Below are 13,719 nucleotides of genomic sequence, written 5' to 3'. Positions count from 1 at the left end.
AAGCACCCTTGTTTTTCTTGCTAAATATGCTATATGATAGATTTATCGAAACCGTTTTAGTAAATGAAAAGAAGAGTTAACGATGGCTCATAAAGTGCTTGTTCTAAAAGGTTAAATCTTCGAATCGTGAGGTCGTATACATCAAGTTTACATCGTATTAATTTATGTATTATGTATCCGCTATCATTCCAAATAAACCATCGAAAGTCTAAAGGAGATTCCATATCATGACCAACCAAACGAAATATCCTTTCCAGGATACAACGCTCGAACTGGATACACGTGTAAAGGACCTCGTGTCCCGTCTGTCAGAAGATGAGAAAATCGAATCCATGCTGCAATACCAACCCGCAGTAGAACGACTGGGTATTGCAGCATATAAACACGGCACAGAGGCAGCCCATGGTCTGGCCTGGCTTGGCGAAGCTACTTCCTTCCCGCAGCCGGTAGGGCTGGCGTGTACTTGGGATGCGGACCTGATGAAAGAGATCGGCTCCGTGATCGGAGACGAGGCACGTGTATTTTACAAACGCAATCCAGCAGTAAACGGTCTGACTCTGTGGGCACCTACGGTTGATATGGAGCGTGATCCGCGTTGGGGTCGGAACGAAGAAGCTTATGGTGAAGACCCGGAACTAACTGCTGAGCTGACAACGGCCTTGGTTAAGGGAATCCAGGGCGACCATCCGAAGTATTACAAGGCGGTTGCCACATTGAAGCATTTCCTTGCAAACAATAATGAAGTGGACCGTGGCAGTGGTTCATCTAGCATTGATCCGCGCAACATGCGTGAATATTATCTGAAGGCGTTCGAGAAACCGTTCAAAGAGGGCGGCGCGCAGTCCATGATGACCGCATACAACTCTATTAATGGTACACCGGCATTGCTGCATCCGTTTGTAAACGAGATTGTGAAGGGCGAATGGGGCATGGATGGCTTCATCGTGAGTGATGCAGGGGATGTCATGGGGATCAAGAACGATCATAAATACTATGATTCGCACACACCAGGAACAGTCGAGTCCGTCAAAGCCGGTATTGACAGCATTACCGATGATGCGGATCTGTCGAAGCAGGCGCTGCGTGAAGGGTTGGAGCAGGGCACACTCACGATGGAAGATATCGATCTGGCGTTGTTCAATACGTTCCGTGTGCGTTTCCGTCTGGGTGAATTCGATCCGGCTGAGGGCAATCCATATGCTTCGATTGGCGAAGAAGCGATGATGACGGAGAAGGCGAAGGCCCTGTCATTGAGAGCAGCGAGAGAACAAGTTGTATTGCTCAAAAATGATAAAGGCACGCTTCCACTGGATAAAACGAAATCCGGCAAAGTGGCTGTTATTGGTCAACTGGGCGGAACAGTCTATCGTGACTGGTATGCAGGCACCATGCCATATAGCGTATCCCCGCTTGAAGCGATCAGCGGCAAAGTAGGCGGCGATAAGGTTGCATTCAAGGATGGTAATGACCGCATTACATTGACCTCCGTGGCAAGCGGCAAGGCTGTCGGACTGGCTGGAGATGAGAAATCATCCATCATTGCTGCAGGAGATGCCGAGACATTTACACTGAGTGACTGGGGATTTGGCAGTTACACGCTGAAAGCGGACAGTAATGGCAAATACCTGACGACGGACGAAGAAACGGTTACGGCATCGGCGGATGAAGTATATGGCTGGTTTGTGAAGGAAGTATTCCATCTGTTGCCACAACAGGACGGAAGCGTGGGGCTGACCACCTGGAACGGTAAAACAGTAACGGCACCCAATGGTGAAAGCGATGCGTTTGCGGTATCCGAAGAGTTGAAATCTTTCGGTGCTACGGAAACGTTCAAAAAGGATATTGTGGTGAATGGATTGGAAGAAGCGGTAGCGGCGGCGAAGGAAGCGGAGACAGCAATTGTATTTGTCGGCAACAATCCGCTTGTGAATGGTAAAGAAGAGATCGACCGTCCAAGTCTGGATCTGGCAGAATCCCAGCAGCGTCTGGTTGAAGCTGTGTATGCAGTGAATCCGAATACCGTTGTAGTTATCGTGGGAAGCTACCCGTTCACGTCCAACTGGGTGCAGGAGAACATCCCGGCTGTATTGTATACATCCCATGCAGGGCAAGAGTTGGGGAACGCTGTGGCTGACGTATTATATGGCGATTATGCGCCAGCAGGGCGCCTGAATATGACGTGGGTACAATCCGCAGATCAGCTGACCGATATCAGAGATTACGATATCATTCAATCGGGACGTACGTATCAGTATTTTGAAGGTGATGTACTGTATCCATTCGGACATGGATTAACGTATGCATCGTTTAAATACAGCAATTTGGAGCTGAATCCGGCTCAGGCTGGAGTGGATGAGACCATCACTGTGCATGTGGACGTGACGAATACAGGAACGATCGCCAGTGATGAGGTTGTGCAGTTGTATGTGCGTGCCGGACAGTCCCGTGTGAAACGTCCACTCAAAACGTTAAAAGGTTTCCGTCGTCTTCATATTGAAGCTGGGGCTACAGTGAAAGTCAGCTTCACACTGCCAGTTCAAGAACTGGCGATCTGGGATGTAACCCGTGATCGTTATGTGGTCGAAAGCGGCACGTACTCCATTATGGTGGGCAAATCTTCCGCCGATGTTCAGCTTGTTGCTGACCTGACGGTACAAGGGGAAACCATTCCTTCACGTAACCTTGGTGTGGCTACTCGCGCTGAGAATTACGATTCATACTTTGGTGTGGATCTGGATGAGAGCAAGGAAGGCGGAACTTCTGTCCGTGTGATTGGAGAGCAAGGATGGATTGCCTTCAAGGATGCCGATCTTGGCAGCGGAGCAGCAGCGCTTGAAGCTCGTGTATCGGCAGAACAGGCAGATGCGGCATTGGAAGTTCGATTGGGCGCACCTGACGGTACACTGGCAGGACGCGTGGAACTGGCACAGGGTGAGGCACAGCAGTGGTCCACGGTTAAGGCAGACCTTCAAGGCGTATCAGGTCAACAGGATGTTTATCTTGTGTTGTCCGCAGGAGTCCGTGTCAGCCATTTCGAGATTCGTTAAGTCGACCTATGGAAATTGCAGCTAATAGCATGTGCCCGGTTCGTTAAACAAGAAATAACGCTAAAAAGGGAAGTCCTTGTCATGTCATGACTGGGACTTCCCTTTTTGTTTGTAATCTAACTATTGGAAAGCTAAAACGCGGATTAGATTGAGGAGTCAGCGGTTACCCGTTCTCTTGCCGTACGAGCAGCGTCTACCATGATGCTCAATGCATCTACGACTTCGGCTTTACCACGTGTTTTCAGGCCGCAGTCAGGGTTCACCCAGAACAGATCTGCTGGCAGTACTTGAAGTGCACGCTCAATCATATTCAACATCTCGTCCTTGCCTGGAACACGCGGACTGTGGATGTCGTATACACCGAGTCCGATGCCTTTGTCATACGTATTCTGCTCGAAGCTGCCTACCAGTTCCCCATGGCTACGGGATGTTTCGATCGAGATAACATCTGCATCCAAGTCGCTGATGGCATCAATAATATCATCGAACTCGCAGTAGCACATGTGGGTATGCACCTGCGTTGTTGGTTTTACGGTTGCAGTAGCTAAACGGAAGGATTCCACGGCCCATTGCAGGTACTCATCCCACTTGCTTCGTTTGAGTGGAAGTCCTTCACGCAGAGCTGGCTCATCAACCTGAATCATCTCAATGCCTGCTTGCTCGAGCGCTTCAACCTCGTCCCGAATGGCGCGAGCAATCTGGTAGGATACTTCGCTGCGTGGAATATCCGAGCGGACAAAGGACCAGTTCAGAATCGTTACCGGGCCTGTGAGCATGCCTTTCACAGGTTTGTTGGTCAGTGTCTGGGCATACGCCGTTTCTTTCACCGTCATCGGTTCATTGAACAGCACATCTCCGTAAATTACAGGTGGCTTCACGCAGCGTGAGCCGTAGGATTGTACCCAGCCATTTTTGGTGAAGGCGAATCCGGTCAGCTTCTCACCGAAAAACTCGACCATATCGGTACGTTCGAACTCACCGTGTACCAGCACATCCAGACCAATTTCCTCCTGGATGGTAATCCATTCCTGGATCTGTTCACGCACATAAGCGTCATATTGCTCCGCATTCCATTCACCTTTACGGAAGAGTGCGCGTGCTTTGCGCACGTCTGCCGTTTGCGGGAAGCTGCCAATGGTTGTTGTTGGCAGCAGCGGGAGCGACCATTTTTGCTGCTGCAATTCGCGTCGCTCCTGGAATGACGCGTTGCGAAGCAGCTGCTCGTCAGCGTGCACCCCTGCAGGCGCACCACTCAGGCGTGTCCGTGATTCGGACACGCTCAGCAGGCGCACCGCTTCGGTGCTCGCCTGGGCGCGGCGGCTGGCTTCAGCCAAAGCCGCTGCTTGGTCCGCCTGCTTCGCACCGCCGGACAACAACGTGCCGAGCGTCGCAATTTCTTCCAGCTTCTCGTCGGCAAAGGCCAGGGCATTGCGCAGTACCGGATCAAGCGCGCTCTCCTGAGCGGCAGTAACCGGTACATGCAACAGGCTGCAGGAAGGCTGAATGATCAGCTTGCCTTCGGCTGCGAATTCAGCCACCTGCTCCAGCAGCTTCGCCGTCTCCGCGAGATCGGCGCGCCAGATGTTGCGCCCGTCGATGACACCGGCGCCCAACCATTTATCCAGCGGGAAGCCATACTCCCGCAGGCTGGCCAGGTTGCCTTCATAGCCGTGGACCAGGTCCAGGCCGATTCCGGCTACAGGCAGTGCTGTCACGACCGGATAAGCTTCCACCGATTCGAAGTACGTTTGAAGCAGCAGCTTCAATTCCGGTGCGGCTTGTGCCAAGGCAGCATACACCTGTTGCAGCAAGGCTTCATCTTCGGAAGAGACCGCCAGCGTCAGAGCAGGCTCATCGATCTGTACCCACTGTACGCCTTCTGCTTGTAGTTCGGACAGAAGCTGGCCGTATACTGGAACGAGGCGTGTGACGATCTCTGCGAAGCGCTCCGCGTCATAGCCTTTGGCGAACCGTACATACGAGTACGGGCCGACAACGACCGGTTTACCTTCCAGCCCAAGCTCCTGCTTCGCTTCGCGATAGGCGGCAAGGGGTTTATTTTCAAGCAATGCAAATGCAGTGTCATTATGAATCTCAGGTACGATGTAGTGATAGTTGGTGTTCAGCCACTTGGTCATCTCACAGGCGGTTGCCTGATCATTACCCCGGGCCATGGCGTAGTAGGTAGATACGGATACCGGTCCGCCTGAATGGTTAAAACGCTCAGGAACGACGCCAAACATCGCGGATACGTCAAGAATATGATCATAGTAGGAGAAGTCGCCCACAGGAATCAGATCGAGCTGCTGTGCCTGCTGTTTCTTCAGATCCTGCAACCGAAGCGTGGTTAGCTCCTGATGAAGCGTGGATTCATCGATTCGACCGGCCCAGAAGGACTCCAGTGCTTTTTTCCATTCGCGTCCCGCACCGATGCGGGGGTAACCGAGGTTGCCTGTCAGTACTTGTGCCTGTTGTTGCTGTGATTGCGACATGTAAAATTCCTCCTCATTTATAATAAATAAACTCATCAAGTTGAAGCTATTGTGGTGTGTTTCATTTGAAAGCATCAAAAAAAGGCATTCTTTCCGATTCCATACCCCGAGAAACAGGCATCAAGATTGACGACTGTGCACAAAGATAGAATGGGAAAGAACACCTGCTATAAGTAGTTGTAGCGGTTGCTCTAACACCTCCCTATCTTCCGTAGGTCATGCGATGCTGTCGAAACAGGCAGGTCTCCTGGCTTACGGATCATGGTCTTGTACATGTCCTTCCCGGTGGATACACCAGTGGATTGCTTATGTACAGACTCCCCGTTTACAGTGGCGGGACCGCGACGGACTTACACCGTGCTTCCCTTTTAAGCCTGACCACGCGTTTAGCGCGGTCGGCACCTGTTTCCGTGTGCAGAAATGTGCGTACACATCTCCGGCTATGAAATTGGTGACCAAGCATATAGGATAGATTGTATAATGATGCAATCGTCGTATACTTGCTCTTATGCTACCAATCATAGACGATAACCTACGGGCTTGCAACATATAACATTAATCCGATCGGAAATAAAATAGAACCCTATGAAACCTTGGTTTATTGCCAGATTGAATTCTTAAAAAAACTCCTTAAAATGAACCCAATCATCGCCCACGCTAATGCTTGATTCAACCCAATAAAAAAACCGTTACCATGCATCTAACTGCATGGTAACGATTGTCTGGCCAGCCATCGTTGCACCCACATCGATGATGCGCTGATTACGACTGCCGCGAAAAGGAAGAGACACATCACGCTCAGCTGCGATATAAGGCCCATCGATAATGACGTCGCATAGCCGGGATAACTCCGCCCGTGACGGGTCTGTAATCAGCTCTTCATATACAAACCCCGTGTAGGCCCATACGGTCAGATTAGGCCGAGCGGTCCGAAGCTGCCGAACCCAGGAGGTGCACTCTGCGGCAGAGAAAAAAGGATCACCCCCGCATAAGGTAACCCCTTCCAGCAAGGGGTGCGAAGTCACTTCATGTAAAATCTGCTGCTGCCGCTCCGCCGTGAAAGGTTCACCTGCCCGGAAGCTCCACGAATCGGGACTGAAACAGCCCGGACAGGCATGTCGGCATCCGCTGATGAACAACACAGCACGCAGGCCCGTACCTTCATTCACTGATTCCGGGATATAACCATACAGATTCACCGATGCTTCACCCGGTCTCGCACTTCGGCCTGCTTCGCCGTATTGAAGCGTACTTTATAGTCACCGGTCAGATATCCCGTCACCCGGCGCAGTCGCTGGAAATGCACGTGGTTTTCATGAGCTTCACATCCAGGACATACATCTCCGATGACGCCCTCATAGCCACAGGAAGGACAGCGATCAATCGGATGATTAATGGAGAAATACCCGATGTCCTGGGCCAGCGCGTATTGCACGATTCGTTGGAAAGCTGCGGTATTGGCCCTTACATTCCCGTCGAGTTCGACATAAGAGATCGCCCCGGCATTACATAATGAGTGGAAGGGAGCTTCCAATTCAATCTTACGATAGGCAGGAAGGGTATGATAGACCGGGATGTGAAATGAATTGGTGTAGTATTCCCGGTCATTGACCCCAACGATGCTGCCGTATCGCTCACGATCAATCTTGGTGAATTTGCCGGATAGACCCTCGGCGGGCGTAGCAAATAAAGTGATATTCAGGTTATGCTGCTCACTCATCCGGTCACAGAACTCTCTCATCGTACGAATAACATTTAGAGCTTCACGATGTACATGGAGGTCTTGTCCATGGTGACGGCCATATAGAGCGGTCATACATTCAGCAAGCCCGATAAAACCAAGGGATAACGTACCATGCTTCAACAGGTCGGCTACCGGTTCATTCGGAGCCAATTGTTCACCACCTTCCCACACTCCTTCCCGCATCATGAAGTCCGATGCTTTGGCAGGCTGGTTCATCTGAATTCGATACCGGTGCAGCAGTCCATCCGTAGCATTGTGCATGACGGATTCCAATGCCGTATAGAAGCCCGCCCGGTCAGCGATGGCTCTTGTTCCCTGGCAGATCCCATATCGAATGCCGAGCTTGACCAGATTGATGGTATTAAAGGACAGGTTCCCTTTGCCGCTCTGACGATTGCGTCCGAAGCGATCAGCCAGTGTGCGTGTCCGGCATCCCATCGTCGCAATGATCGTATCGGGATCTTCCGGTTGATAATAGGGCAGGTTGAAGGAAGCATCCACATTGACAAAATTCGGATACATGCGCCGTGAGGAACAGGTCACAGCGAGCCGGAACAGATCGTAATTCGGATCTCCCTCAGATTGGTTAATTCCTTGCTTGCACTGGAAAATATGCTGTGGAAACACGGGAGTTTCCCCGTTACCGAGTCCACGAATGGTCGCTTCCAGCAACGACCGGGACACGAGCCGACCTTCGGCTGAAGTACACAGTCCGTAGTTCAGTGAAGTGAAAGGAATCTGTCCGCCAGCACGGCTGCTCATGGTGTTCAGGTTATGAATCAGGGACTCCGCAGCCTGTTCAGTCTCCAGTTCCGTTTCTTCACAGGCAAAGGCAAAGGTTCGAGGACACTTCTCCTTTGCTTCATCGCTATCCAGATGCAGCTGCTCATCGTCAATTCGGTCATTCTCCCCAAACAGCCGTTGTCCCTTCCGATAATGCTTACGGAACGAACGCTTCACATAAGGAGCGAGATCCCAGTCGATTTTATTGGCGGATACGCCGCCGTACTGGCTGTTCTGCTGGGATTGAAAAATAATGGCGACGAGTGCCATGGCAGACATGATCGTCTGTGGTGTACGAACCGAACCGTTGCCGGTGTTGAATCCGGAAGCCAGCAGCCGGTCAAACGGGATAAAGATACAGTTGGTCGTTCCAAGAGCATATTGATCCAGATCGTGTACATACAGATCTCCGTTCTCCACAGATACAGCGAGCTCGTGAGGCAGCACATGACGCAGAGCATGCCATTTGGCGGTCTCCGAACCGAGCCTGCTCATCTTGCCGCTGAACGAGTCTCCGTTCAGATTGGCATTCTCCCTCAGCGTATCTCCGTCTTCAGCACCAATAATTCGTCTTCCCAGGTCAGATAGCAGATCGGATGCCGGTGGAGAGGCATACTCAAGCATGTTCATATCGGTTCCTCCTAAATAATGAAATTGAAATTGTATAGGGATAATGTCCAATCATTGAACACTACATGTAGAGTTTCTTTATCCATTTATAAACTATATATTGTTATTTGGGTGTGATAATGATCACATGTGAGAGGTTGATCGACTGTCGTGATTTATAGCCCTGAATGATAAAGGTTTTCAAAGCTGGAGGGTAAGCGTATAATTTCTATTTACCATGCAAGTACAGTTGACGATGCTTGAAACAAGGATAGAAAACCTTATATATGTATAGGTTGTGACAGCTGTTTCGGAACTTTTGAACCCTCGTTAATCGATTGAATCATACTGTGGAATACGGATTTGAAATGCAGCTAAGACAAGAGGGGTGAGTCATGGGAACGGTAAGCATTACAAGGGGCTTCTATGAAAATATACAGGAAGCCGCGTCCCATATTGTAGACGTATTAAGCGGAATCTTAAAGGTGAACACCATCTTCGTTGCTACGAATGATGGCGTGACCAATGTTATTATGGAGGCTTTTAACCGCGAGGAAGAGTTGATTGCCAAAGGTAGTGAACTTCCATTTGAAGCGTCATATTGCAGCCTGGTATTAAGAGATAAGGGCAGCAGTCTGATCATCACGGATACATGTGAACATCCCCTTACGAAATCCATGGACGTAACAAGCGGACTGGGCAATCGTTTCTTTGTGGGGATTCCCATTATGCGGAGGTCCGGGGAAACGTTCGGCACAATCTGTCTGATGGATGATCCTGATTATGTGATCAGTGAAACGGATATGAAAACACTGCAAGCGATGGCCGTTTTTCTCGGGTATGTCGTGGATCTGGAAGATACGCTGCAAGTTCAGGAACAGAAGCTGAGTGATTCGGAGCAACTGCAAGAGCAATTGCAGGCAGAGAAGGAACGTGCGGAGTCTGAGGCGATGACCAAAACGCAGATGCTGTCGCTGATGAGCCACGAGATTCGTAATCCCCTGAACGGCATTCTGGGATTAACGGACCTGATGCGCACACCGGATATGTCGGACGAGCAGACAGAATATGTGAATATGATTGAAACCAGCGGTAACATTCTGCTCTCCCTGCTGAATAACATGATGAGTTTTAACGTCAATGACGCAGGCCGAACGGTCGTACACGATGATCCATTTGATCTGGTAGCCACGATTGAGAATACCGTTTATCTCTATGCTGGACTGGCGCTGAGCAAGAACATTGAGCTGGGATTGAACCTTGATCTGAATGTGTCCCAGGTTTTCGTTGGGGATGAAATTAAGATCGGACAACTATTGGCCCATGTCATTCAGTATGCTCTAGATTCAACACGGACAGGCTCGGTATTGGTTACGGCAACTGTAGTTGGTGGAGATGCAGAGGAAGCGGGTACGCTTCAACTCCATGTGAAGTACACCGGACGCATGTTGTCATCGGACAATAAGCGTAGATCATTTAACAATTTGGACGGAAATATTAGTACACAGAAGCTGGTGGGAACCAATCTCGGTTTGGCGGTTAGCCAGAACCTTGCCATCCTTATGAACGGCCGTATTCAGGTGCATGGCATGGGGGACAGGGAGACTGAATTTGAGATCAGGCTGCCGCTCCGCAGACATTGGGAACTGCCTCAGCTTGCCAGTATTCAGCATCGACTGAAGGGCAAAAAGGTGCTGCTTGCCAAGGACCCTGACATTCTGCAAGGGGCCTCTTCACTGATGCGCAGATGGGAGATGGATGTGCATATGACCTCGGTTACGACCGAAGCGTACGACTGGATTCAGGAGGGCTTTAAGCCTGATGTGGCCGTTGTGGATATGGGACTGCTGGAGGGTGGTGCTGTGGATTTTGTACACAAGCTGAAACGTCTGGTTACAGATTCACCGGTCATTGTTCTGATTCCGTATGGCATGCATATCGATCCGCATGAAGCGGAAGTCTTCGATGCGGTCCTGACCAAGCCGGTGAAGCAGGCTGATTTGCTGAATGCGTTAAGCATCATTGTGCATTAAGAACATGAGAAAATATATTAAATTAGGCGCACCTGTCACGGGTGCGCTTTATGTTGTTATTTTGAAAGAAGAGGATCCTCGAACAAGCAGCTCCGAGTCGACTTTAAATACACGTTTGTCCTGAAACTCATTCGTATTCATCGTGTCAATCATCTTCTCCATAAGAATGGCCCCCATCGTATACTTGGGCTGGTTCACCGAACTTAGCGTAGGATGGATGTATTTGCTGATTCTATTGTTGTCCACACCTACGATAGCCAATTGCTCGGGGATGCGTATCCCGTATTCCGTACATGCTTTGTACACGCCTAGCGCCATTTCATCATTAGCCGCATACACAGCGGTGAAGGACAAGCCTTTGTTAAACAGTCTTTTAATGGCCTCGTACCCGCCTTCCTCGTTGAAGTTCCCATTCTCAATCAGCTCGGGACGGAACGGAATCTGATGTTTGCGCAGGGCCTTCAAATAGCCTTCAAGCCGTTCATAGCTATCTATCGCTTCAGGATAACCGTTTAAGAAAACGATATTTCGATGTCCGGCCTCAACTAGATGCTGAACAACCTCCTGGGAGAATTTCACGTTGTCCGTGTATATACACGGGATCTGATCATGTTCGATATATTTGCCAACGATGCCAATGCGATACCCCTTATCTGCAAGCTGGAATAATTCCTCATCCGCCAGCATGGGAGTGATAATGATGACACCATCAATGGTCCGATCCAGCAGCAAATTGAGATAATCGACTTCTCGCTCTTTCAGGTTATGGGCATCACATATAATGACCTTGTAATGGCGGGCGTAGGCGATGTTCTCAATGCCTTTGATAATTTCCGCATAATAGGAGTTGTTGATATCCGGAACGATGACGCCAATGGTCATGGTTCTCTGTGAACGAAGGTTCTTGGCTGCTGCGTTGGGATGATACCCCAATTGCTCGATGGCGCGCATCACCTTATCTTTGGTCTTGGTGCTAACTTTGCTGTGCTGATTAATGACCCGCGATACGGTTGCCGGGGACACGCCTGCAATGGCAGCTACATCAATGATTTTGACATCCATATTCTTCACAACTCCAAATAAGTGATTGACAATTAATTCAAATTCATTATAATTCCAATTGAAAACGATTACAAGTTATAACCGATTGAAACAATAATTGGGGATAGTGGAGGAATAAAGGGCTTAATATTGAATAAAATGTAATCGATTTCATTACCCTTCAGTTGTGATAATAGCGGAGCCATCCATGGATCTTACCCTCGTATACCCGCTGTTTCTATAGCATTACCGTTACCCGTCGTGCGTGCTGCATCCTGGTTCAGTCATACCTCAAGATATGACCATTTAAGGGAGGCGTCAACATGTTGAAGAAGAGCACTATCATGCTATTGTGCAGCTGTCTGCTGCTGGGACTGCTGGCTTCGGCCGTAGGTTCACCGAAGGCCAGCGCGGCTTTTGGATCAGGTGATTTCCTGAAGGCTAATGGGACGGTTGTTCGTAAAAATTCGGGTACAGGCAACGTGGTAAATCTGCGGGGAACAAATTTGGGTGGCTGGCTGTTGCAGGAAGAATGGATGACGCCATCCGGGGCGGTAGATGAGTACACGCTGCGTCGCACGTTGACGAATCGTTTTGGAGAATCGGGTGCACAGAGCCTGATCAATGGATATCAGGACAACTGGATTCAGGCTGGCGATCTGGAAAACATCAAGAACTGGGGCATGAATGTTGTGCGTGTGCCGATCTATTGGGAGGATTTTATGAACACCAGCGGTGTCATGAAACCTGATTCGGTTACGTTCCGCAAGCTGGATTGGCTGATTGATGAAGCGGGCAAAAGAAATTTATATGTGATTCTTGATCTGCACGGGGCTCCGGGAGCAGCCTGTCCATGGCACTCCTGCGGTCAGGAGAATTCCAACCAACTATGGACCAACTCTACATACCAGAACTGGACTATTCAGATCTGGGAACGGATGGCAACACGTTACAAAGGCAACCCAACTGTTGCCGCGTACGACCTGCTTAATGAACCTCTGGTAACCATGGGAACGGGTGAAAATGCAGCTCAAATCAAGCAAAAGATGGATTTCTATGACCGGATGTACAAAGCCGTCCGTGCCAAGGATGCTGATCACATGATCATTATCGCGGCATTCTTCGACTGGTGGGCAGCTTCACCACCAACAACCTATGGCTGGACGAATGTGATGTATCAGACGCACCATTATCAATTCACGGATTATAACAATTGGGATTTGACCAATTCGGAGATGGATCGCTGGCTGAAGGATATGGCGTCCTATCAGAAGAATTGGAACGTCCCGGTGTTAGCAGGCGAATTCTCGTTTGGTCAGGATGATCTGACCGAGAAGTGGCTGTCCGGTCTGAATGCACTGAATGCTTCATGGACGAACTGGAGTTATAAGGTTAAAGGGGGCGGAACCTGGGGCTATTACAATAATAACAACAATCCGGCACCGAATCTGAATACGGACAGCGCGGCAACGATTGCTTCAAAATGGAGCAAGTTCACAACGGCGAACTTTGCCTCTAATACTTCGTTCCAGAATGTGGTCAAGAAACATACGGGAACGGCTCCGTTTACAGAGACATGGTCCAGTCTCAAAGCCAACGCCAACGGCACTTTTGTCAGCGCAGAGAATGGCGGTGCAGATTCACTGGTAGCCAATCGGGATACTGCCGGACATTGGGAGCGGTTCAAGATCATCCAAAATTCGGATGGAACGGTATCCTTCCTGTCGATGAGCAACATCAAATATGTGCAAGCTGATCTGAATAACGGCGGGCGTTTGATTGCCTCGGCCACATACCCTTCGACATGGGAGAAGTTTACCCGTGAAGATCTGGGCGGGGGATTGGTTGCCTTCAAATCCGTGGCGAACGGTAAATATGTCAGTGCGGATCTGAATAACGGAGGTGTGCTGTACGCCAATCGTAACGCTGTGGGTGGAGCATGGGAACAATTTATCGTAACAGCTAACTAA

Annotated in this window: 7 protein-coding genes and 1 riboswitch; of the genes, 3 read left to right on the top strand and 4 right to left on the bottom strand. The window is 49.8% G+C overall.

Features of this window, described 5'->3' with window-relative positions; genetic code table 11:
- Positions 1-227: 227 nt before the first annotated feature.
- Positions 228-3,047, top strand: coding sequence for a glycoside hydrolase family 3 C-terminal domain-containing protein (locus tag ACFVQB_RS08405; RefSeq protein ID WP_379436932.1), 2,820 nt, complete (start codon positions 228-230; stop codon positions 3,045-3,047).
- 143 nt (positions 3,048-3,190) lie between these two features.
- Here ACFVQB_RS08405 and metE read toward each other — a convergent pair whose 3' ends face one another.
- The 3 genes from metE to ACFVQB_RS08390 form a co-directional block, all read right to left on the bottom strand.
- Positions 3,191-5,539, bottom strand: a complete 2,349-nt coding sequence (gene metE, locus ACFVQB_RS08400; RefSeq protein ID WP_379436929.1) for a 5-methyltetrahydropteroyltriglutamate--homocysteine S-methyltransferase — start codon at positions 5,537-5,539, stop codon at positions 3,191-3,193.
- Between the two features lie 220 nt (positions 5,540-5,759).
- Positions 5,760-5,960, bottom strand: a riboswitch (cobalamin riboswitch).
- A 268-nt stretch (positions 5,961-6,228) separates the two neighbouring features.
- Positions 6,229-6,738 carry an anaerobic ribonucleoside-triphosphate reductase activating protein gene (gene nrdG / locus ACFVQB_RS08395; protein ID WP_379436926.1) on the bottom strand — a complete coding sequence of 170 codons (510 nt, stop codon included), beginning with the start codon at positions 6,736-6,738 and terminating at the stop codon, positions 6,229-6,231.
- Positions 6,735-8,696 (bottom strand): anaerobic ribonucleoside triphosphate reductase, encoded by a 1,962-nt coding sequence (locus ACFVQB_RS08390; protein ID WP_379436923.1) that lies wholly within the window; start codon positions 8,694-8,696, stop codon positions 6,735-6,737. The genes nrdG and ACFVQB_RS08390 overlap by 4 nt, the downstream gene beginning before the upstream one ends.
- Before the next feature lie 374 nt (positions 8,697-9,070).
- Here ACFVQB_RS08390 and ACFVQB_RS08385 point away from each other — a divergent pair, with 374 nt between their 5' ends.
- Entirely contained in the window at positions 9,071-10,708 is a 1,638-nt protein-coding gene (locus ACFVQB_RS08385; protein WP_379436920.1) for a hybrid sensor histidine kinase/response regulator, read from the top strand.
- 48 nt (positions 10,709-10,756) lie between these two features.
- Here the strand turns inward: ACFVQB_RS08385 and ACFVQB_RS08380 are convergent, their stop codons facing one another.
- The gene (locus ACFVQB_RS08380; protein ID WP_379436917.1) at positions 10,757-11,770 is read right to left on the bottom strand and encodes a LacI family DNA-binding transcriptional regulator; all 1,014 of its coding nucleotides are present in this window, start codon (positions 11,768-11,770) and stop codon (positions 10,757-10,759) included.
- A 302-nt stretch (positions 11,771-12,072) separates the two neighbouring features.
- Between ACFVQB_RS08380 and ACFVQB_RS08375 the strand changes: the two genes are divergently transcribed.
- Positions 12,073-13,719: a cellulase family glycosylhydrolase gene (locus ACFVQB_RS08375; protein ID WP_379436914.1), complete on the top strand. Its 1,647-nt coding sequence runs from the start codon at positions 12,073-12,075 to the stop codon at positions 13,717-13,719.

This window comes from Paenibacillus sp. NPDC057886 (assembly GCF_042796655.1).
In the GTDB taxonomy this organism is placed as follows: Bacteria; Bacillota; Bacilli; order Paenibacillales; family Paenibacillaceae; genus Paenibacillus.
The sequence above is the reverse complement of the archived record's forward strand: the minus strand, read 5'-3'. Positions and strand labels throughout refer to the sequence as shown.